Below are 22,074 nucleotides of genomic sequence, written 5' to 3'. Positions count from 1 at the left end.
CGCGGTCAGCCCTTCGCCGGGAAGCGGCGCACCAGCTCGTCGACCAGCGGGCCGACACCGGTGCGGATGGGGTCGACACAGGGCAGGCCGTACTCGCGGCCCGTCCGCTCCAGCAGCGCGAGGGCGTCCTTCTCCTCCAGGTGCTCGGTGTTGATGGCGAGCCCGGTGCACTGGATGCCCGGGTTCGTGAGCTGCCCCTCCAGCACCGTGCGGTCGATGACGGCCTGGATGGAGGGCAGGGCGTGCTGGACGCCGCGCATCTTCGTACGGGTGGGCTCGTGGCAGACGATGAAGGAGTCGGGCTGCGCACCGTGCAGCAGACCGAGCGTCACGCCCGCGAACGAGGGATGGAACAGCGAGCCCTGGCCTTCCACCAGGTCCCAGTGGTCCGCGTCATTGGCGGGTGACAGCCATTCCGCCGCTCCCGCGACGAAGTCAGACACCACCGCGTCGATGGCCACACCCCGGCCGGAGATGAAGATGCCCGTCTGTCCCGTGGCGCGGAAGTCCGCCTTGAGTCCCCGGGCGCGCATCTCCTTCTCCAGCGCGAGCGCCGTGTACTTCTTTCCCACCGAGCAATCCGTGCCCACAGTCAGCAGGCGCAATCCCTGGCGCTTCGTGCCCTTGCCGGTGGCGAAGTCCATGTCGGGGATGCGCACGTCGTGCAGCTTGCGGCCATTGCGCGCGGCGGCCTCGGCGATGGCGGGGAAGGAGGCCAGGCGCTTGTGCAACCCCGTGGCGACGTCCATTCCCGCGTCCAGGGCCTCCACCAGCTTGCTCACCCAGTGCTCGGGGAGCACGCCGCCCGCGTTGGCCACGCCGACGATGAGCGTCTGGGCGCCCCGGGCCCTGGCCTGGGCGATGTCCAGGTCCGTCAGGCCGCAGTCCGCCCCGCAGCCCGGCAGTCGGAGTTGGCCCACGCACCACTCGGGCCGCCAGTCGACGATGCCGTGGGCCGTCTTCGCCGCGAGCTGGTCGGGTACATCCCCCAGGAACAACAGGTAGGGCTTCTGGATCTCCACCAAGGTCCTCCCCGCGCCCCGGTCTGGGGCTGTGGCGAGGCTTTTCAGCACGCCCCCGACATGCCCGCAAGGACATCGCTGAAGCCTGCTGGGAGGGGTTCTTCCAACCCCTTGGAACCACCCCACGCGTAGGCCCTCCGGGAGGCCCGAAAATGTCAGACCCACCCCGTATTCTTCTCTCCGTCGCCGCACACGAGGGGAACCAAAAATGGCCGCGTCAGTGATTGATAATCGCGTCGAGATTGTCTTCAGCTTCGACACCACCGGCAGCATGTATCCGTGTCTCGCGCAGGTGCGAAAGAAGCTGCATGGCACCGTGTCCCGATTGATGAAGGAGATTCCGGGCATCCGCATCGGCGTCATCGCGCACGGCGACTACTGCGACGCGCGCTCGACGTACGTGACGAAGATTCTGGACCTCACGGACGATGCGAAGGCCGTGGTGCGGTTCGTGGACAAGGTGGGGCAGACGGGCGGCGGTGACGCGCCGGAGTGCTATGAGTTGGTGCTCCATGAAGCGCAATCCCTGTCATGGACGGTGGGCTACACGCGGGCCTTCGTGCTGATTGGTGATGACGTGCCGCATGCGCCGTCGGACAACCCGAAGCGCCTGGACTGGCGCAAGGAAGTGGACGCGCTGGGTAGGATGGGCGTCCCGGTGTACGGGGTGCAGGCGCTGGCGCGGCGCCATGCGACGCCGTTCTACAAGGAGCTGGCGGAGAAGTCGGGCGGCTTCCATCTGAGCCTGGACCAGTTCGCGCACGTCACCGACATGCTGCTGGCCGTCTGTTACAAACAGTCGTCCGACGCGCGGCTCCAGGCCTACGAGACGGAGGTCGCGAAGGAGGGGCGGATGAGCCGCGGGCTGAACGCCATGTTCAGCACCATGCTCCAGCGAAAGACGTCGTCGGATTACGCGGAGACGGACCTGCGCGCCGTGGCTCCCGGCCGGTTCCAGTCGCTGGAGGTGGACGATGACATGCCCATCAAGGCCTTCGTCCAGGAGAACGGGCTGGGCTTCAAGACGGGACGGGGCTTCTACGAGTTCACCAAGACGGAGACCATCCAGGGCCACAAGGAAGTGGTGCTGATGGACCGCAAGACGGGTGACTTCTACAGCGGCGAGCGGGCGCGGGAGATGCTCGGGCTGCCGCCGGGGGAGACGGTGCGCATCCGTCCCGCCAGCCTGGAGAAGTACGTCGTCTTCGTGCAGAGCACCTCGGCGAATCGCAAGCTCGTGAAGGGCTCGAAGTTCCTCTACGAGGTGGAGGACTGGGACGGGGCCAAGTCCCTCGCGGCCTGAGCGCTTCGGCGAAACGGGCCGAGGGCGAAGGAGACAACAGCGTCAACGGCCTGGGGTTCTCGTTGCGTGCGTGTCGACTGTTGGTCACGTGATGAACTCCATGAGCGGATGTTTCATGTGCCATGGAGCGCCCGACCCAAGGGTTGAAGAGGTGGCACCACGTCGTTACCTCGGACGACCGTGAGGTCCTGGGTCCCATGTCTGCTGCTGCTGTTGCTTTGCGTCAGCTGCGACGTCTTCGAGCTGCACCCCTATGAGATTCGAGGGGGCGTGCGGGACACGAATGCCCGGGCGCTCGAGCGGCTCCAGCGGAACGTCAGCGGCGGGTCCTTCCGCTTCGCGGTGCTGGGAGACATCGGCGTCTACCAGGACGATTCCGTCGACGCCGTGAAGGACCTGGCGCGGCGCGATGTCGACTTCGTCGTGCAGATGGGGGACCTGACGGAGTTCAGCTCCGCCCAGGAGTACGACTGGGTGGCGGGGCTGCTCGAGGACGCGTCAGTGCCCGCGCTGGCGGTCATCGGCAACCATGACCTGCTCGGCAAGGGGCGGGAGCTCTACCTCCACCGCTTCGGGCCGACGTTCCTGGCCTTCGAGCATGGGGGGAGCCGGTTCGTCCTCTTCGACTCCAACTCCCGCGAGTACGGGTTCCCGGGCAACGTGCCGGACCTGGAGCAACTGCGCTCGGCACTGGGCGAAGCGCCGGGTAGCGCGCACCTGTTCACCTTCTCGCATGTGCCACCTGGGCATGCGGACTTCGATGCATCGCTGACAGAGCCGCTGGAGCAGCTCCAGGCGGAGCACGGAGTCACGGTTTCCTTTCACGGCCACACCCACCGCTTCAGCACTGATGCGCGGCGGGGCGTGCGCTACTTCATCGCGGACTCGATAGAGCTTCACAGCTACCTGCTCGTCACCGTCGAGGGCGAGTCCGTGGCTGTGGAGCAGGTCTTCTTCTGATGGCGCGCACCTGGCTCGTGGGTGGACTGCTGGCGTCGATGCTGCTCGCGGCGCATCCCGTGCGCGCGGCGCCGAGGGAGGCGGGGGCGCCGTGGTACGTGCCGGACCACGCGGCGCTCCAGTTCGCCGGCTCGATTGGCATGTTGGCCGCGGGGCCAGGTTGGGCCTTCCTGGACGAGCAGTTGGAGCTGGAGGTGCTGGTGGGCTGGGCGCCTCGGGCGGTGGCGGGGGCGGACTTCGTCACCCTGACGCTCAAGGGCCAGTGGCATCCGTTCCACGTCACCCACCGCGAGTGGAGCTTTCGTCCGTTCACCGTGGGCGCGGCCTTCAGCTACACCTTTGGCGACGACTACTTCCTCACGCTGCCGGACCGCTATGTCTCCGGCTACTACTGGTTCAAGACGGCGCTGCGGCCCGCGCTGTTGCTGGGCGGGAGCGCGGGCCGGCCCGTGCCGTCGCTGGGCCTGAGGCACCTGGAGGGGTACTACGAACTGGTGGCGACGGACTACCGCATCGTCCAGTTCCTCCAGAACCCGAGCACCGTGAAGACGGGCCTGTTCACGCTCGCGCTCGGGGCGCGGGTCCGCTTCTGAAGCGCGCGGTGTGAAGCGGCGGCCCCCGTGGAGGCGGCCTTCAGCGCGGAGGCTGCGTCGCCGTGGCGGGAGGTGAGGGCGGCTCGGCCTCGGTCTGCGCGCCACCGCCCCGGAGTCGACGCAGGATGCGCGGGGCTTCTGCGGCGAAGCGCTCCTGGGCGTCCGGAAGGGGGCGGTCCCACAGGTCGCTGAGCTCCGTGCCGGGGAGTCCCGCGCCGAAGCGCACCTTCAAGTCCCGGCCGATGAGCGCATAGCGCGCCTCCCAGCCAATGGTGGTGAGCAGGTAGCGCCGAGGGTCTGGGCGGCTCATGGGAATCCCGTCACCGAGTTGCTCCGGTGAGTGGGTGTCACCCAGCAGGTCGAACAGGGTGGGCACCAGGTCGATGTGGCCGGTGACGGCCTCGACCTGCCCAGTCGGAAGCTTCTCGTCGAAGACGAGCATGGGGACATGGAGCTGCAGCTCGGTGACGTCGCTGGCGTGGCCGACCCGGCCGTGCTCGCGGAACTCCTCGCCATGGTCGCCAGTGAAGATGACCAGGGGACGCGTTCCGCGTGTGGCCTCCCACTGGCTCAAGAGCTCTTCCACCTTGGTGTCCACCTCGTAGGCGGAGTTCCAGGCGCGGGCCTTGAGGTGCTCGGCGGGGACTCGCGCGGTGGCCAGGCCTCCCTTGCCGTCCCAGGCGGGGGTGAACACCGCCGAGCGCGGCGGGTAGTCGTAGTCGAAGTGCGTGCCCGCGAAGAACACGAAGGTGAAGAGCGGCGTGTCCTTGGGCGTCGTGCGCGCCATGTCCAGCGCGTCCTTCACCATGGCGGTGTCTCGCAGGTGGCTGCGGCCCTCGTAGTCCGTGCGCAGGCCGCCGTGCACGTCGCGGAACACGGTGTCCTTGAGGCCCATCCAGTCCACGGAGGACGCGGCGAAGAAGGCCTGGCGATAGCCATTCTCCCGGAGCGCCGGGAAGAGCAGGGGCGAGCGCCCGGCGCCGACCACCGCGTCGCGGCGCTGTGCTTCCAGTCCGAAGAAGAGGCTGAAGAGCGAGTAGTCCGTGGAGCTCGCCGCGCTGTGGTGATGGAGGAAGCGCGTGCCGTGCTCCGCCCTGCGCCAGAGGTGGGGCATGACGTCCGGGCGGAAGAAGTCGTCGCGCAGACTCTCCACGAGGATGAGGACGATGTCGGGCCGGCGCGTGAAGCGCACCGAGGCGGGGTCGATGGTCGACGCGGGGACGCCGGCCTCGGGGCTCACGCCCAGCCGCAGTCCAGACGCGGGGGGCCTGTCCGTCAGCCGCGTGAGCAGGGTGTTCATGCGCACGGGGGGTTGCAGGGGCAGGGTGGTGGCCGCGTGCAGCACGGCGCCACCATGGGCGAAGACGAGCCACGCGCTCGTCAGTCGCTCCACCGCGGTGACGAGGACGAGGATGGCGATGAGCCGGGCAACGTGGCGCGGACGGGGGACTCGCCGCAGGAAGTGGACGCCCGCCCAGACATCGAGCGCGAGGACGCCCAGTGTCGCCGCGCCCAGGAGCGCCAGCTCATGGGGAGCAAGCCCCGTCTCCGCGAGCGCGCGCGGCTGCATGGCCACCGCGAGCACCAGCCCGTTGATGTGGAAGCCCAGCGAGGACAGGACGAGCGCGTCCACGCCGAGCAGGGCCACGCCCAGCGCCACCATCACCGGCAGGGCCAGCGCATAGCGCCGCCCGAGCAGTATCAGGGGCAGCGTGGCCACGAAGGTGAGCAGCCCCAGGAACAGCGCCTGGACGATGCCGCCCACCAGCAGCACGGGACGCAAGGAGCTGGCCAGCCTCCCCACGGAGTCGAGCAGGGGGGCACCGAAGAAGAGCAGCGCGAGCAGCCCATGCAGCGTGCACCAGAGCAGCGCGGGGCCGAGCAAAGGCAGGGCGTCGGCCAACCGCGGGCGGAGCCTCTCGGCGGGAGTGACAGTGGCGGGAGGCATCCGAGACATCGCGCCTCCTGCTAGCCCGCCGCAGGCTGATGTTCAAGGAAGACAGGAACGCCCGGCCGCCCCCTCGCAGTGGATGCACGCCCACTCACGCGACGCGTCGGATAGAGCCTCACATGTCTCGTGTCCGGCGGCTTAGCGGTGCCGGGAGCGGAGGTGAAGCGCCACGTGCACGAGGTGCCGGGTGGAGCCGCACCTCATGTCTCGTGTCCGATGGCTCGGCGGTGCCAGGATGGGAGCATGCCGCCACGCAAGCTCGTGCGACACCTCGTCTGGCTGGAGTCCTTCACCGCGGCGGTGGAGGCGGGCAGCATTGAATCCGCCGCCGAGCACCTGGGCGTGGCCCGCTCGGTGGTGAGCGAGCACATCCGCGCGCTGGAGATGGCGCTGGCGGAGGGCGCCACGCTGCTGGAGCGCGGACCCGGCCGACGTCTCCAGCTCACCGCTCGAGGAGAGCGCCTCTTCGCTGGCACCCAGACGCCCCTGCACCAACTCGACATGAAGCGGCTGCGCGACCTGGCCAGCGCGGAGCCCGTGGTGCGCCTGGGCCTCAATCCCACCCTGTCCATCTCCTTGCTCGGGAAGGTCGCCCGCGACGCCGCCGCCACCGGACTCAAGCTGGTGCTCAGCTTCGGCGGACCGCACGAATTGACGCGGCAGGTGCAGACGCGCCAGCTGGACCTGGCACTGGACTTCACCCCGCTGCCGCCCCACGAAGGCGTGGAGTCGGAGTCCCTGCTGCGCATGTCGTTCGTCGTGCTCGCCGGCCCGGGGAACGCGCTGGCGAGCATGGCCTCGTCCCGGCGGACGCTGCACGTGAAGGACCTGGACGGACAGCCCTTCGTGGACTGGCTGCGAGACGACCCCTACGGCGGCGCCAACAGCGCGCGCTTCGCCGCCCATGGGGTCAAGGTGGCCGAGGTGGCCCGAGTCGAAAGCTTCCTTCTGCTCTACGAACTGCTGCGCGCCTTCAGCGCCTGCGCGATTACGCCCGACCTGCGGCCGATGCACCCCTTCCCCCCAGACATGCACGCCTGGCCCCTCAAGGAGGACGAGCCCCAGGCCGTGGAAGTCGTGGCCCTCTGGCCCTCCGGCGCGCTCAGTCCCGGTGCCTCCACCGTCCTCGACGGACTGCGTCAGCGCGTATGAGTGCTCGTCGTTAAATCGACGAAGACGTCGAATTCTGCCGGTTTTCCGGAGCCTCCTGCGCCTGTATCTTCTCTGGGCCGAAAGTTTTCACCAGGAGTGCCCGGATATGACGCCAACGGAACTGACGATATCCCGCCTGCCCGCGCATCTGCGGCGCTACGTGGTGAGCCAGGACTACGACGCGTATACGCCGAGAGATCACGCCGTCTGGCGGCACATCCTGGGCAAGCTGCGCGGGCACCTCGGGGAGCGGGCGCACTCCGTCTATCTGGAGGGGCTGTCGGCGACGGGCATCAACCTGGAGTCCATCCCCAGCCTGGACGAGATGAACGAGCGGCTGTCGCGGCTGGGCTGGGCGTGCGTGGGCGTGCGCGGCTTCATTCCGCCGGCGGTCTTCACGGAACTCCAGTCGATGGGAGTTCTGGCCATCGCCTCGGACATCCGCACGCACGAGCACATCGAGTACACGCCCGCGCCGGACATCGTCCATGAGAGCGCGGGGCACGCGCCCATCATCGCCAATCGGCGGTACGCGGAGTACCTGAAGGCGTGCGGCCTCGTGGGCTTCAAGTCCATCGCGAGCGTGGAGGACCAGGCCGTCTTCGAGGCCATCCGCAACCTGTCGGTGGTGAAGGAAGACCCGGACGCGAGCCCGGAAGAGGTCGCTCACTCGGAGGCGCGACTGGAGGCGGCGAGCGCCAGCCGTCGGTACGTGAGTGAGAGCACGCGGGCGACGCGGCTGTACTGGTGGACCGCGGAGTACGGCCTCGTCGGGGGCCTGGAGTCGCCGCGCATCTACGGCGCGGGGCTGCTGTCGAGTATTGGCGAGGCGGCACTCTGTCTGACGCCGGCCGTGCGGAAGCTGCCGCTCGGCGTGGCGTGCGCGGACATGGACTTCGATATCACCCGGATGCAGCCGCAGCTCTTCGTGGCGCGGGACTTCGAGCACCTGTTCGAGGTGCTGTCGGAGTTCGAGTCCACGCTGGCGTGGAAGCGCGGCGGCGACTTCGGGCTGGAGGTGGCCCGGCAGGCGCGCACGGTGAATCACCTGGTGCTGGCGGATGGCCGCGAGGTGACGGGGCGCGTCCTGGAAACGGTGGCCGCGCCCGCCGAGGTGGCCCCGGGGCTCACCACCGCGCTGGTGCGGATGGAGGGTCCGGTCCTCACCTCGCGCGGTGGCAAGGGGGACGGGAGTCGGCCGTGGAACGGTCCGGCGCTGGTGGCCTTCGGTGCGGGCAGCCTCCCGGAGCGTGGAACGTTCAAGTTGTCACTGGCCAGCGGGCTGGAGCTGGAGGGCTTCGCGGCGGGCGGAGGCGAGGTGCTGGCGCTGCGGGCTCGGCTCGCGGGCCGCGCGCTGGACGTGCCCGCGGTGACGAAGCTCTTCGTCACCACGCACCTGCCCTCGGTGGCGGGTGGGCCGGCGGACCCGGAGACGTGGGACCGGTGGTTCGGCGAGCTGGGGGCGTTCGCGGAAGGTGACGGCGAGTCGAAGGCGCGCGAGCGCAAGGCGCTGGCCCTGCACCCGTCGCTCGCGGCGCTCTACCGGGAGGTGCGCGGCCTGCGCGATTCGGGGAAGGCGAAGCCGGAGCGTCTGGCTCAGATCGCCGCTGCCGCGACGGACTTCCAGGACGACTGGCTGCTGCGCGCCGAGGTCGACGAGCTGAAGGCCCGGGCCTGAGGTCGCGTCCCGGGGAGTGAATCGTTCCATCGAGCGCCGCGCCTCCCCGCGTGGCCGCTCCTTGCTTGCCGTCACCCATGAAAACGACGCGGGCCCGACCACGTAGAAGTCACGTGGTCAGGCCCGTCGTTGACGTCAGTGCTCCCGCGACATCCGCGGGGGACCGCCGTGCTCACTTCTCCTTGGAGGCAATCTTCCGCAGCGCCTTCTGGTCCCTCACGCAGAGGATGCGGCCGACATTGCCGAGCACGCCCTCGCGCTTCATCTCGTTGATGAGCGTGGACACGAACGAGCGCGACGCGCCCACCAGGTCCGCCAGGTCCTGCTGCGTGATTCCGCGCAGGTCCGTCTCCCCGCCGTGGGGGCAGCGCTCACCGTGCGCCTCCACCAGCGTCAGCAGGGTGTCCGCCAGCCGCGCGGGAACTTCCTTGAAGGTCAGCCCCAGCACGCGCTTGCGCAGGGCACGCACGCGCTCGGCGTAGGCGCGCACCACGTCCACTGCCAGCGCCGGCCGGGCCTCGAGCTGCGCGCGGAAGTCGCGGCCCTCGATGCTCCACACCTCGGCCTCGCCCGCGGCGATGGCCATCTCTTCAATCGGCGTCCCCTCGGGGCGGAACAGCTCGCCGAACAAGTCGCCGGGGCGGAGGATGGACACCACCGAGCGGGTGCCATTCTTCCCGATGCGCATCAGCCGGACGCGGCCGGACTTGAGCAGATAGACGCGGTCCGTGTTGTCGCCAGGACGGTAGATGGTCGAGTTGTGCGGGAAGGACTCGACCTTGAAGTAGCCCTTGAAGTCGATGGCCTCCTGCCCCGGAACAAGCTTGTTCGCGGTGACCATCATCCCGGAGCTGGTTGCCTGGAGCGGCGCCACGACGTTGGAACCGATAGGGCCGAGGGGGCGATTGAAACCGTGCATGGCATTCACTCCGTGGAAAGCAATCGGGGGTAGGACCGGCCGCCTGCTTCAGCGGCAACGGGGCTTACCTTTTCCAAGGAACGTGCCACTGGGGAATGAAGTGCTCCGGAAGGAACACATCCAGGAATGCCGGGTACTTAGCGCTAGAGGTCCGTAGCACCCACCTGTCTGTGTCCGAAACCTGAAACAGAACGTTCAAACAGTCTGATCATGTTGAACGAAACGTTCAAAGGGTGGGGCCCTTTGTCGTGGCCCGGACAGTGTTCAGGGGTCGTCTTTCACGGTGAACCCGTGCCCTAGAGGGTTCTGTCCCTGTGAAAGATTGTACTTCTGCAGTTTGCGCTCGAGGGTGGGGCGACTGATTTTAAGAATCTGGCAGGTGCGACCCTTGTGCCCCTTTGTGACGGCCATGGCACGGGCGATGAGCATCCGTTCAGCTTCCTCGAGCGTGGGGATGAGGCTGGCGTCATCCACCGCGGGGGCGGTGAACATGAGGGTATTGCTGGCGACGCGGCCCGACTCCGGGGAGGGCGGGATGTCCAGCGTGGGCAGGTCATCCCCGCGCAACACATCGCCCGGCGCGAGCACCACGGCGCGGGTGAGCACGTTCTCCAGCTCGCGCACGTTGCCCCGCCAGGGCAGGCGCGTCAGGCGCTCCATGACTTCGGTGGGCACGCGGGTGACGCGCTTGTGCACCTTCTCGTTGATGCGCTCGAGCAGGTGCTTGACGAGCAACTGGATGTCCTCGCGCCGCTCGCGCAGCGGGGGAATCAGGAGGGTAATCACCTTGAGGCGCTGGTAGAGGTCCTCGCGGAAGCGGAGGTTCTCCACCTCCTCGGCGAGGTTGCGGTGGGTGGCGGCGATGACGCGGGCGCGCAGCTTGATGCGCTTGACGCCGCCCACGCGCTCGAACTCGCGCTCCTGGAGCACGCGCAAGAGCTTGGCCTGGAGCATCATCGACATGTCGCCAATCTCGTCGAGGAAGACGGTGCCTTCCTCGGCCAGCTCGAACTTGCCGGGCTTGCCCGCCGTCGCGCCGGTGAAGGCGCCCTTCTCGTGGCCGAACAGCTCGCTCTCCAGCAGCGTGTCGACGATGGCCGAGCAGTTGATGCCGATGAAGGGCCGGGGCTCGTCGTACGAGTAGTTGTGGATGACGCGGGCGATGAGCTCCTTGCCGGTGCCACTCTCTCCCGTAATCAGCACGGTGGCGTGGCTGCCCGTCACCTTGCCAATCTCCTTCACCAGCTGCTGCATGGAGGGGCTGGTGCCGACGATGTCGCCCAGGCGCACCGCGGCATTCTCCCGGTTCACCTCGTCCGCACGGCGTGACAGCTGGCGGTACTCCAGCGCGCGCTCGACGACGAGGTCCAACGCGGCCGGGTCCGGGAAGGGCTTGTGGATGTAGTCGAAGGCCCCCGCCTTCATCGCCCGGATGGTGGTCTCCATGTCGTGGTAGGCGGTGACGAGGATGATGCGCGCGTCGCCGCACAGCCCCTTCATCTCCTCGATGATCTCCAGACCGGTGCGGTCCGGCAGCATCATGTCGAGGATGACCACGCTGGGCATGGAGTCCTGCGCCGCGCGCAGCCCCGCCGCGGCGCTGGTGGCGGTGGCCACCTGGTAGCGTGGCTGGCCGTCGTGTTCGATCTCCTCGAAGTGCATCTTCAACGTCTCGAGGAGCGACACGTCGTCATCGACGATGAGAAGGGTCTCCATCATGGCTTCCTTCTCAGGTGGCGAATGTGAGCGTGAAGACCATGCCGGGCTCGGCGCTGCCTTCGGCGGCGACGTCCCCTCCTTGTCCCATCATCACCCGGCGCAGCGCGGCGAGTGACAGTCCCGCGCCGCGCGCCAGCCTCGAGCCGAAGGGCTCGAAGAGGGTGCCGTTCTCCTCCGGAGGCAGAGCGGCGGCGGGGTCCTTGAGTACCATCAGCACGCGGCCCGGCGGGCCCCGGCGAAGGGCCACCTCCACCGGACTGTCCTCGGGTCGACCCATGGCCACGTTGAGCAGCACCTGGGCCAGCACCGGCCGCAGGCGGTTGGGGTCCACGCGCACGCGAGGCAGCTCCGCCTCCTCGTCCACGCGCACCTCGATGCGGCGCTCGGCCAGTTCGGGCGCCACCATGCCCGTGGCCTCTTGAATCACCGAGCGCAGCACGTGCGCGTCCAGGTTGGGCGTGGTGTCGCGGCCATACTCGGACAGGAGCCAGAGCATGCGCTCCATGGTGCGAATCTCGCGGTTGGCGATGGTCAGCCGCCGCCTGTCCCGGTCCGACAGGCCCGTGTTCCGGGCCAGCGTCTGCACCGCCATCTTCACGGAGGACAGGGGGTTGCGAATCTCGTGGCTGAGGGAGCTCGACAGCCGGGAGATCTGCACGGGCGGGGCGCCTTCCAACAGGACGTTGAGGTCCTGGGCGCACGCTCCGGCCTCGCCTTCGTCCAGGCCGAGCGTCAGCCGCAGGGGCGTGGCGTCCTCGTTCCCCAGCGCCGAGGAGATGAACTCCACGGCGCGGCGGTCTTCGCGGGCCCGTGCGTCCAGCTCGCGGGCGCGCTCGGCGGAGACACCGAGGACCTGGTGGAGAGGACGGTCGAGCAGCTCCTCGACGGGGCGGCGGAGCACGGCGGCGCAGTCACCCTGCGCGCGGGTCACCCGCAGGCCTGGAGACCAGGCGAGCAATGCGGCTTGCAGGAGGTGGGCGTTCATTGGTGGGTCCCGAACATAACGAGTAAGGTTCCGCGCTGTCCCCTTATGTCCCTCATCGCGCGTTTCCCGAAGAACCTTGTGTCGGCCCTCCTCTTCCTTTCAGGAGGTACGGCGCTGGTCTACGAGTTGGTCTGGTCCAAGTATCTCGGGAACGTCCTGGGCAACAGTGGGCAGGCGCACGCGGTGGTGCTCGCCACCTTCATGGGCGGCCTGGCGCTCGGTGCATCTGTCTTCGGGAGGACAGCGGACCGGGTGAAGAGCCCGCTGGCCTTGTACGGAGTGCTCGAGTTGGGCGTGGCGCTGTACGCGCTGGCCTTCCCGTACGTGCTGGATGCCCTGGGTGCCCTGTGGCTGGCGGTCGCGCCCGGCGTGCCGGATGGGTGGCGGGTGGGGCCCCGGCTGCTGGTGGCGGCGGTGTCGCTGGTGGTTCCCACGCTGCTGATGGGCGGCACGTTGCCGGCGCTGGTGCGGCACTTCGCGGACAGCCTCTCCGGGGTGCAGCGGGAGCTGGCGCGGCTGTACGCCGTCAACAGCCTGGGCGCGGCGCTGGGCGTCTTCATCGCGGGAACGAAGCTGGTGCCGGTGCTGGGCCTGTCCGCTTCCGCGAAGCTGGCCGCGGGGCTCAACCTGCTCCTGGCCGTCGCGGCGCTGCTGCTCGCGCGCAGGCATCCTCCCGCCCTGGCGCCGGGACAGGCCGCGCCGGTGTCCGAGAGCACGGCGAACCTGGCCTATCCCCGCGTGGCGGTGCGAGCGGCGCTGGTGGGCGTGGCGCTGTCGGGCTTCACGTCCATGCTGTACCAGGTGACGTGGATCCGGCTCTTGTCCATCGTCCTGGGCGCGTCCACGTACGCCTTCACGCTCATCCTCACCGCGTTCATCCTGGGCATCGGCCTGGGCAGCTTCTGGCTGATGACGCGCGCTCAGAAGTCGGACCCGCTGAAGCTGTACGGGCAGATGCAGGTGGCGCTGGTGGCCAGCCTCTGCGTGGCCCTGCCGCTGTACGTGCGGCTGCCGCACCTGTTCCGCTCGGCGCAGTGGATGATGACGCGCTCGGTGGACACCTGGCCATTGTTCCAGTTGTTGACGTTTGGCTTCTGCTGCCTCGTCCTGCTGGTGCCCACTTTCTTCATGGGCGCGGCCTTCCCGGCGGCGGCGCGCGTGGCCACGGCGAAGGTGTCCGAGGTCGGCCGTGAGCTGGGCGGCGTGTACCTGTGGAACACGGTGGGCACGATTACGGGCTCCGCGCTGGGCGGCCTGGTGCTGATGCCGTGGTGGGGCATGGAGGGCAACTTCGTGGCGGGCGTGGTGGCGAACCTCGCCGCCGCCGCGCTGGCCTTCCACGCGCTGCCGGGCCGTCCCTCAAGCCCCGTGCGCGCGCTGTGGCCGGTGGGCGCCGTGGCCCTGCTGGCGGCGGTGGTGCTGGGCGGCATGAGCGGCTGGTCCGTCCGGCTGTCGGGCATCGCCTCCATCCGCTCCCACCAGAAGCCCCCCGAGAGCTACGCGAAGCTGGTGGAGGAGACGGAGAAGAACATCCACCCCATCTTCTACCGCGACGACACCTTCGCCACGGTGATGGTGGCCGACTACCCGCAGGACCACCTGCGTTTCATGAAGCTCAACGGCAAGATTGACGCCTCCAACGGCAGCGACGTGGAGACGCAGGTGATTGCCGGACACCTGGGCGCGCTGCTGCACCCACGCGAGCCCAAGAACGTGCTCCTCGTGGGCGCGGGGGCGGCGATTACCGCGGGCAGCGTGTTGGCGCATCCGGTGGAGCGGCTGGACATGGTGGAGATCGCCCCGGCGGTCATCGACGCCGCGCGCCTGTTCAAGGAGGACAACCGCAACGCGGTGGATGACCCCCGCACGCGTGTCCACATCGACGACGCGAAGACGTTCATGGCGCTGGCCGAGCGCAAGTACGACCTGGTGGTGAGCGTGCCCTCCAACCCGTGGGTGGCGGGCGTGTCTGGCCTCTTCACGCGGGACTTCTTCCAGACGGTGGATCGCCACCTCGCGGATGACGGCGTGCTGGTGCAGTGGATTCACACCTACGAGAGCAACGACGAACTCATCCGGCTGGTGGTCCGCACGCTGCGCGACACCTTCCCGCATGCCACGACGTGGCTGGGGCCGCATGACCTGGTGCTCGTGGCCAGCCGCAAGCCGCTGGCTTTCGACGCGGAGCGCCTGGCCCAGCGGATGGCGGTGCCGGAGGTTCGCGCGGACATGGGGCGCGTGGGGCTGACGGACGTCTTCGCGCTCCTGTCCAAGCAGGTGCACAGCGAGGACGGGCAGCTGGCCTTCGCGGGCCCGGGCCCCATCAACACGGATGACCACAACCTGCTGGAGTACGCCTCGCCCATCGCCTTCTTCGTCGCGAACATCGACGTGCGCGTGAAGGACGAGCGCCGCTCTCCCGAAGGCGGCTCGCGCCTGTTCCTGGAGGACTACCTGCGCCAGCACCCGCCCACGGCCGAGGAGGCCGCGCGGCTGTACCGCAACATGGAGCGCTACCACGCGGCGAATGATCCACTGGTGCGCGGCGTGGCCACGCTGTGGCGCTCGGTGGCCCCCGACAGCCGCGAGGCGACGGTGGCGCTGGGCAAGGCCGCCCTGGCCCAGAAGGATTTGACGCTGGCTGCTTCCCTCCTGGAGCCGGAGGTGGCGAAGGGCGGGCGCGAGCCGGAGCTGGTCGCCGCCTACCTGAAGCTCGTCGCCGAGCGGGCCTGGGCGACCCGGACGGTGTGGACCCCCGTGGACGCGGCCCCCGCGCTGGCGCTGGGCCGGCAGGTGGCCTCCGAGTTCCCCGCTGACGCGGAGCTCGCACGCGCCGTGCGAAACCTGTGCGATGCTCTCCCCGCCTCGGCGTGCGCCCCCTCGAAGACGCCCGTCGCAGCCCCGGTTGGCCCCTGAGCGGCCTTCCAGTCTCTGAGAAAAAGAGCTATCCGCCGGGAATTACAGGGGATTGGCCCCATCCTCCCGATGACGGATGGAGGTGCAGGTGGGATCTCCCGTACTGTGCTTTTCAACCCCGAGTAACAGGGTGTCTTTCCCGTTCTGAACCCCAGGAGACTTCCCATGAAGGCGATCTCGAAGAAGAACCAGCTCCGCAAGGCTCGTGGTCAGGGCATGACCGAGTACATCATCATCGTTGCCCTCATCGCGATCGCCGCCATCGGCGTTGTGACGCTGTTCGGCGACAACATTCGCAAGCTGTTCGGCGCCTCCGCGGCGGCCCTGGCGGGTAACTCCAACGTCGCCAACGACGGCCAGAGCTCCAACGTCGCCCTGAACAAGAAGACCATGAAGAGCTTCGGCGAGAACAACGCCTACTAAGCTTTCATGTCTTGGATGCGTCGCCTCACGGCGGTGCCTCTACTCACGTGGCGGGTGTCCTCTTCATCGAGGGCCCCGCCATGTTTCTTTGTGCGCTCGTGCTCGGCGGCAGGGCAGGTGGCCGGGGCGCGGCGCGAAGTCCAGGATGCCCCCGTGACCGAGCCCACCTCCGCGGACCTCTTGCTGCTGCGTCGCCGGGTGGTGCTGTACCGGGTGCTGTCGCTGGTGCTGACGGTGTCCTTGCTGGGCGTGTTGTTCGCCGTGAAGCGGGCGATGACGGTGCCCGAGGACCCGGAGGTCGAGGTCTTCGACGTGCCCGCCGTCTTCGAGTCGCTGGCGAAGAAGAACCCCGACGCGGCGGACATCTCCGACACCTTCTTCTTCTCGGACAGCGCCACGGTGCATCTGCACGTCATGGGGCGCGGGCAGGCGTGTCCGCTGCACATCCACCGCCGGACGCATGAGGCCACCGTCATCGTCGCGGGGCAGGCGGAGGTGCATCAAATCTGGGGGCGGGAGGGGGTGCTGGCGGAGCGGCGGGGGACGCATCATCCCGGTGCGTTGATTGCCTCCGAGCCCTTCACCGGCCACGCGTGGTTCAACCGCGCGGAGGACCAGATGCTGGGCAACCTCGTGTTCGCCACGCCGCGCTTCGACGGGAACCTGTACGTCGAGCCGACGGATGCGCGACTGGCGCAGGGGCCGGAGCCCTTCACCTACGCGCCGACCCGCGCGCTCGTCATGCTGGCGGAACAGGCAGGGGGCGTGACGGTGGAGACGTTGCCGGCGCTGGAGGGGAAGATGTCCAGCGTGGTGCTCGCCAAGGGGGAGCATGCCCTGACGGCCACGCGCGCAGAGCCCGCCATCGTCTACGTGGCGGAGGGTTCGGGCTCCCTGAATGCGGCGGACGAGCGGCCGGTGAAGCCGGGCCAGCTCTGGGTGCTCCGCCGCGACGCGACGGTGCGCGTGGCGGAGGGGGCCTCGCTGATGATGTATGTCTTTCGTCCTCCCGTGGACGCTCCGCCAGACGTGGCGCACGCGCCTTGACGCGCCCGAGGCTTCGTTGCCTCGCGATGAACGCCCGAGACTTCGCGGTGGATGGCCCGAAGGTCCACTCCACAACGGCCGGTGCCGAGGCGCGTTGCATGAAGGATTCGAGGGGCGCGACTCGCACGGAGACCGTGCTCCCAACCCGCCCGATGATGCTCGGAGGGCAGCCCGAGCCCCCATTTGAGGGAGCCCGTGACAGGTTGCCCGCTTCATTCGTGGCGTCTCGACGTGGCGGGGGTTGACCCTCACGCGACGTGAGGCCTTAGACATCTCATCCGAGGTGAAGAGATGGCTCTGACGGTCAGCCAGGTGGCCCGATTGGCGAAGGTCAGCGTTCGGGCGCTGCATCACTACGACGAGCTTGGCCTGCTGTGTCCTTCGGGGCGCAGCGAGGCGGGGTATCGGCTGTACACGCAGGCGGACCTGGAGCGGTTGCAGCAGGTGCTCTTCTTCCGGGAGCTCGCCTTCCCGCTGGAGGAGATCCGCCGCATCCTGGGTGACCCTCGCTTCGACCTTCGCGCGGCCTTGCTCATGCAACGGCAGTTGCTGACCGAGCGGGCCTCGCGGCTGGACGCACTCCGCCACGCCGTGGACGCGGCGTTGGACGCACTGGACCAGGGGAAGACGATGGACAGCGAGAAGATGTTCGAGGCGTTTGGGGACTTCGACCCCTCGAAGTACGAGGCCGAGGTGAAGGAGCGCTGGGGCGACACGGAGGCCTACAAGGAATCGGCCCGGCGGACCTCGCGCTACAAGAAGGAGGACTGGAGCGCCATCAAGGCGGAAGGGGACCAGCTCATGAAGGCGCTCGCGGAGCACCTCGCTGCAGGACGCGCGCCGACGGAGCCCGAGGTGCTGGCGCTCGCGGAGGCGCATCGTCAGTACATCTCGAAGTGGTTCTACCCGTGCTCATACGTCATCCACCGAGGGCTCGGGGAGATGTACGTGAGTGACTCCCGCTTCACGGAGAACATCGACAGCGTGAAGCCCGGGCTCTCGCGGTACCTGCGAGACGCCTTCGTGGCCAACGCGGAACGCAACGGCGTGGAGTCGTGACGTCCGTCACGCCGGGGCGACTGGACGTCGTCTCGCCCTGAGCCACACGAAGCCGAGCCCCGCCCAGCCGAGCAGGGACAGCAGGAGTCCCGCGCGGAAGCTGAGCGGGGTGTAGTCGAAGCGGACGTGGTGCTCACCGCGTGAAAGGCGCACGGCTCGCAGCGAGTGGTCCGCGCGGTGGATGGGGGCGTCCTTGCCGTCCACTGTCGCGCGCCATCCCGGGTAGTAGCTGTCCGAGACGATGAGGTAGCTGTCGTCGCAAGCCCTCACGTCCAGTGCCAGGTGCTGGGCTCCGCTGCTGGAGGGACGCACGGAGCCTTCGCAATCGGGACGTTCGAGTGGCTCGCCCGAGGCGAGGAAGGCAATCTCCCGGAAGGGCTGGTCGGCATCCAGCACCGCCTCCAGGGCTTCGTCATCCGTGACGACGCGGGCGCGCTGGACGAGGAAGGCTCGGGGCAGGGCGGTGCGCGAGCGGGAGAGCGTGGTGCCGTCCTCGGCGCGGTGGAGCAGCTCCAGGTCCTCGAACGGGGGCGGGCCCTGGCGGAGATAGTGTGTGACGCCGGCCAGGTCATAGACGCTGCGCTCTCCGGCGAGGTGGAAGCGGTCCGAGCGCACGGGCTCTGGGGCGCCGTAGCCTTCGAGCGCGGGCAGTCGCTCCTCGACGAATCTGTTCGGCATGAGGCGGTCGAGGCTGCGCTCGATGGTGTTCGTCACCACGGCGCGAGTGGGGTCCTCGGGGCCTTCGATGTCCGCGCTGATGCGTCCCTGAAACGGCTGGGGCAACAGCGTGCGTAGGGAGAAGGGCTGTCGCAGCGAGTCCCAGGGCGTGTACTTGGGAATCCCCAGCAGCGAGTGTGCCGCCGCGAGTTCGAGGACGGCGAGAGCCGCGAGTCCATGGCGAACGCGGCGCGGGCGCGCGAAGGACCACGGCAGGAGGAAGAGGATGAGGGTGGCGAGCCCGAGCGCGAAGGGCACCCAGGGTGCACCGGCCTCGGCGGAGGCGCGCATGGGGAGCATGCGCACCACGGGGCCGATGGCTGCGATGGCTGCGCCCATGGCGACGAAGGCGATGGCGGCCTTCAGTCGGGAGGGAGGCAGCTTTCGTGCGAGCCGGCCCAGCGCATCCAGCCCGAAGGCCGAGAGCACCGCGAGGCAGAAGGCCGCGCCCACGAAGTACTTCGCGGGGTAGCGGAAGAGCGAGAACGGCGGCACGGACTGGAGGACCCAGGCCGAGGGAGGAAAGTGCCGCCCCAGACTCAGCATCACCAGCGTGAGGGCCCCTACGATGAAGGGCCGTGCGCGACGCGGGCCATGGAGTCCGCCGACGATGGCGAGCGCACAGGGCAGGGTGCCGAGAAACAGGTTGAGGATGAACCACTGGTCCTCGCCCCAGTACCTGTCACGAGGCCAGTCCGCGAGCGGCCACACAGAAGACAGCACTTGCGGCCAGGATACGGACCAGGCGAGCTGCTCGGCCCAGCCGCGCTGGGAGCGCAGGGAGTTCCGAGCGAACTCCGCCGCAGGGAACAGCGCCACCGACGCGAGCACGGCGGACAGGATGAAGCCCCCGGTGATACGCGCCACCGCGAGTCCCCGGGCCTGGAGGCGGGTCCGTGCGTCGCGCGTGCTCGAAGGCGCTACCGACGAAGGAACGCCGTGGAGCTGAGAACGGGGGACCGCTTCGCGACCCATCGATGGATTCCGCGCGGCCGTACCGTGCTCGGCGATGTGCTCATGCGCGAGGAGGTGAGGTTGTTCGAGTCCCGAGTCCGAGAGCCTCGCGGCTCTGGCGACAATCAACTGTTCCGCACGGAGTGGTCGATGGCCCTCCTCCGGCAGTTCCGAGGTGGCACCGAACGGAGGCAGGCTCGACCGTGCGACTTCGGAGTGATGCGACGCTGCCGCGGGCAGTACCGCGTGGGGCTGAAGGGCTCGGCTTGCTGCTTCAGAATCGGAGCGGACCTGGGTCCCTTGCTCGCTCGCGGTCGACGTGTCGGCGTGTGGCCCCGCCAACGTCGCGACCGAAACAGGGGGAGGCGCGCCAACGAGTAGCGGCTGAGCGGCTGCATGCGCCTCGGGCGTGGGCAACCCGCGTGTCGCCGAGGGCCCTTCATGCGCCCGACGCCTCGACGAATCCGTGAGGAATGCCACCAGCACCGCGACGATTCCCTGCCACAGCGTGGTCTCGGGCGAGCCCGCGAAGAGAGACAGCGCGGAGAAGATGGAGAGGCGAGCGAGCGGACCGGGTCCGGGCCGGTGCGCGAGGTCATGCGCCGCGAGGAGGATGAACCCGCTCCATGCCGCCGCGTCCACGACGTTCTGCTGGATGCCCAGGTCCGTCATCATCGGTGACAGGCCGAACATCGCCCCCGCGACGAGTGACGCGGGCCACGAGGCTCGCAGCTTCCTGGCGAGCAGGAACACTCCCACCGAGGCGAGCGCCGCGTGCGCGATGTGCAACACCGTCATCGAGACGATGGGACCGGAGACGAGCACCGCCACCCATCGCGGTGGATAGAACACCTGCGAGTAGAGCGTGGCCGCGAACGGTTGCCCCAGTCGCAGGTACGGCGTCCACAGCGGCAGTTCGCCCGCTCGCAGGGACTCCAACAGGAAGGCGGAGTCAGGGAAGAAGATGCGGAACACGTCTCGACCGGCGAGCAGCTCTCCGCGCAGCACGGGGCTGTAAGCGAAGGCGAGCATCGCCACGAGCCCCACGATGGCGAGCCCCGCTTTCCGCGCATCCGTCCGCCGCGCGGTCATGGATGGCCCGTCGCGGTGGTGCGCTCACGAATCCACAGCACGTAGTTGCCGTCACGAGCCTCCTCGCGCCAGCCGCCGAGCACCTTCAGGTTGTCGAGGAGGATGTTGCCGGGGTTCTCGATGTCCCAGAGCAGGTAGTCCGGGTCATAGCGCGTCAGGGCTTCCTCCCAGCCGGGCTCGCCCCAGACGAGCTTGTCGTAGTCCTCGTGGACCGACATGGGGAACGGGTCGTTCCGGCTGTCGATGAACACCTTGTAGTCGGCGCCCGCGAAGAACGAGATGGGGCCGCCGATGACGAAGGGGTTGAGCACCTTGCCCGGAGGATGTTTGCGCAGCGCCTCGAAGACCGGGATGGGGATGACGGAGCGCTTCACGCCCTGCTCGAACGGCAACGGGCTCTGCGCATGAATCAGGACGAGACCCAGCAGCGCCAGCGTGGGCCAGAGCCCGCCGCTGGCCTTGTCGTTCCAACCGGCCGTCAGTCCATCGAACCGTGCCCAGAAGCGCTTCCACGCTCCGACCGGCGCGTCCGTTGCCACGGCGGTGTCCCGGCTCAACGCGACATGCTCCAGGAGGGCGAGGGCCAGCAGCACGGCGGCGAAGGGGGCATGGCGCTGCACCTTGATGGCGGCGAGGCCGAGCACGAAGGTGGGGAGGAGGATGGCCACTTTGCGCACGCGAGCCTGTCCCACGGCGAAGCAGGCCGCGCCGCCGAGCGCGAGGTAGGCCCAACTCGAGGCGAGGTCCAGGTTGAGCGGGCGCCACTCGACGATGGTCTGCGTGGACGGCAGCAGCGAGTGATGGAGCGGGTACAGGTAGATGTTGAGCCCGTCCGGACCCAGTCCCGCCATGAGGAACGCGGCGACGCTGAAGCCGATGGCGCGCAGCGAGCGCCGGCGCGACTCCGGGGTGCCCTCGTCCAGGGCCTGTCCGACAGCGGTCGCGCCGAGCAGCGCGGGGCCGAGCAGCCAGCTCCCGTGGACGTTGGCCCAGACGGCGCCGAGGAAGGGGAACACCCAGAGGATGCGGTCATTGCCCGCGCGCCAGGACTGGATGGCGAGCACCGCGAGGGTGAAGAGCAGGTGGCCCAGGTGGTAGGGGCGCTCTTGAGGCCACGTGGGCGCGTAGACGACGAGGAGGGCCGCGAGCGTCGCCACGGCGAGCAACCCACGTCGCCCCGAGGCCGCGCGCTCCAGGACGGTCCACAGGAGCATGAGGTTGAGGGCGACGAGGCCGGCGACCAGGAGAGCGGGCCCAGCGGCGCCGAGCCAGCGGACCAGGGCGACGCAGAGGACGCCGAAGCCCCACTCATGAGGGACCCAGCCGGCGGTGCCGGTGACGCTGAAGGGGTCGATGCGAGTGAAGCCGTTCTTCAAGACGAACTGTCCACCGGCGAGGTGGAAGAACAGGTCGAAGTTCTTGAGCGGCGACATCCCGAGCCGCACGGTGAGCACCAGTGCCGCCAGGGCCGCTGGACCGGGAAGGAGGAGGGACCGCGTTCTCATGTGGGTCGCAGGCTACTTCGCTCCTGGCGCCCTGCGAAGGCATGCCTGCAGGGAAGGACAGGGGGCGAGTAGGGTCCTG

16 protein-coding genes are annotated in these 22,074 nt (G+C 68.8%); 9 read left to right on the top strand and 7 right to left on the bottom strand.

Annotated elements, in window-relative coordinates:
* Positions 1-5: 5 nt before the first annotated feature.
* Complete coding sequence (gene dgcN / locus HUA76_RS15180) at positions 6-1,022, bottom strand: N-acetyltransferase DgcN (RefSeq protein WP_174461281.1); 1,017 nt, start codon at positions 1,020-1,022, stop codon at positions 6-8.
* Between the two features lie 208 nt (positions 1,023-1,230).
* Between dgcN and HUA76_RS15175 the strand changes: the two genes are divergently transcribed.
* The 3 genes from HUA76_RS15175 (at position 1,231) to HUA76_RS15165 (ending at position 3,878) form a co-directional block, all read left to right on the top strand.
* The gene (locus HUA76_RS15175; protein WP_174461280.1) at positions 1,231-2,325 is read left to right on the top strand and encodes a vWA domain-containing protein; all 1,095 of its coding nucleotides are present in this window, start codon (positions 1,231-1,233) and stop codon (positions 2,323-2,325) included.
* Positions 2,326-2,505: 180 nt separating this feature from the next.
* Complete coding sequence (locus HUA76_RS15170; RefSeq protein ID WP_371745471.1) at positions 2,506-3,285, top strand: metallophosphoesterase; 780 nt, start codon at positions 2,506-2,508, stop codon at positions 3,283-3,285.
* A complete protein-coding gene (locus HUA76_RS15165) occupies positions 3,285-3,878 on the top strand; it encodes a hypothetical protein (RefSeq protein WP_174461279.1) in 594 nt (197 codons plus the stop codon). Before HUA76_RS15170 ends, HUA76_RS15165 begins: the two co-directional genes overlap by 1 nt.
* A 40-nt stretch (positions 3,879-3,918) precedes the next feature.
* On the opposite strand, the gene HUA76_RS15160 is transcribed toward HUA76_RS15165, so the two are convergent.
* Positions 3,919-5,781, bottom strand: a complete 1,863-nt coding sequence (locus tag HUA76_RS15160; RefSeq protein ID WP_254614248.1) for a sulfatase-like hydrolase/transferase — start codon at positions 5,779-5,781, stop codon at positions 3,919-3,921.
* Positions 5,782-6,072: 291 nt separating this feature from the next.
* On the opposite strand from HUA76_RS15160, the gene HUA76_RS15155 reads away from it, so the two are divergent.
* Together HUA76_RS15155 and HUA76_RS15150 are read left to right on the top strand one after the other, a co-directional pair.
* Positions 6,073-6,981: a LysR family transcriptional regulator gene (locus HUA76_RS15155; RefSeq protein ID WP_141643900.1), complete on the top strand. Its 909-nt coding sequence runs from the start codon at positions 6,073-6,075 to the stop codon at positions 6,979-6,981.
* A 106-nt stretch (positions 6,982-7,087) separates the two neighbouring features.
* Entirely contained in the window at positions 7,088-8,659 is a 1,572-nt protein-coding gene (locus HUA76_RS15150) for an aromatic amino acid hydroxylase (RefSeq protein ID WP_141643901.1), read from the top strand.
* Between the two features lie 172 nt (positions 8,660-8,831).
* On the opposite strand, the gene mrpC is transcribed toward HUA76_RS15150, so the two are convergent.
* The 3 genes from mrpC to HUA76_RS15135 all read right to left on the bottom strand — a co-directional run bounded on the left by mrpC (position 8,832) and on the right by HUA76_RS15135 (position 12,282).
* On the bottom strand, positions 8,832-9,578 hold the full coding sequence (mrpC, locus tag HUA76_RS15145) for a Crp/Fnr family transcriptional regulator MrpC (RefSeq protein WP_015351149.1): 747 nt from the start codon (positions 9,576-9,578) through the stop codon (positions 8,832-8,834).
* A 264-nt stretch (positions 9,579-9,842) separates the two neighbouring features.
* Positions 9,843-11,294: a sigma-54 dependent transcriptional regulator gene (locus HUA76_RS15140; RefSeq protein ID WP_174453680.1), complete on the bottom strand. Its 1,452-nt coding sequence runs from the start codon at positions 11,292-11,294 to the stop codon at positions 9,843-9,845.
* Positions 11,295-11,307: 13 nt separating this feature from the next.
* The gene (locus HUA76_RS15135; RefSeq protein ID WP_141643902.1) at positions 11,308-12,282 is read right to left on the bottom strand and encodes a sensor histidine kinase KdpD; all 975 of its coding nucleotides are present in this window, start codon (positions 12,280-12,282) and stop codon (positions 11,308-11,310) included.
* Between the two features lie 45 nt (positions 12,283-12,327).
* Between HUA76_RS15135 and HUA76_RS15130 the strand changes: the two genes are divergently transcribed.
* From HUA76_RS15130 to HUA76_RS15115, 4 genes are all read left to right on the top strand, one after another.
* Positions 12,328-15,198, top strand: coding sequence for a fused MFS/spermidine synthase (locus HUA76_RS15130; protein ID WP_174453449.1), 2,871 nt, complete (start codon positions 12,328-12,330; stop codon positions 15,196-15,198).
* A 165-nt stretch (positions 15,199-15,363) separates the two neighbouring features.
* Positions 15,364-15,621: a hypothetical protein gene (locus HUA76_RS15125; RefSeq protein ID WP_141643904.1), complete on the top strand. Its 258-nt coding sequence runs from the start codon at positions 15,364-15,366 to the stop codon at positions 15,619-15,621.
* Between the two features lie 153 nt (positions 15,622-15,774).
* Positions 15,775-16,668, top strand: a complete 894-nt coding sequence (locus HUA76_RS15120; RefSeq protein WP_174461277.1) for a hypothetical protein — start codon at positions 15,775-15,777, stop codon at positions 16,666-16,668.
* Positions 16,669-16,959: 291 nt separating this feature from the next.
* Complete coding sequence (locus tag HUA76_RS15115; RefSeq protein WP_174453451.1) at positions 16,960-17,727, top strand: MerR family transcriptional regulator; 768 nt, start codon at positions 16,960-16,962, stop codon at positions 17,725-17,727.
* A 6-nt stretch (positions 17,728-17,733) separates the two neighbouring features.
* Here the strand turns inward: HUA76_RS15115 and HUA76_RS45315 are convergent, their stop codons facing one another.
* Positions 17,734-20,490, bottom strand: coding sequence for a YfhO family protein (locus HUA76_RS45315; RefSeq protein WP_254614247.1), 2,757 nt, complete (start codon positions 20,488-20,490; stop codon positions 17,734-17,736).
* Entirely contained in the window at positions 20,487-21,995 is a 1,509-nt protein-coding gene (locus HUA76_RS15105) for a hypothetical protein (RefSeq protein WP_174461276.1), read from the bottom strand. The genes HUA76_RS45315 and HUA76_RS15105 overlap by 4 nt, the downstream gene beginning before the upstream one ends.
* Between the last annotated feature and the right edge of the window lie 79 nt (positions 21,996-22,074).

This window comes from Myxococcus sp. CA056, from assembly GCF_013336715.1.
Classification (GTDB): domain Bacteria; phylum Myxococcota; class Myxococcia; order Myxococcales; family Myxococcaceae; genus Myxococcus; species Myxococcus llanfairpwllgwyngyllgogerychwyrndrobwllllantysiliogogogochensis.
The sequence above is the reverse complement of the archived record's forward strand: the minus strand, read 5'-3'. Positions and strand labels throughout refer to the sequence as shown.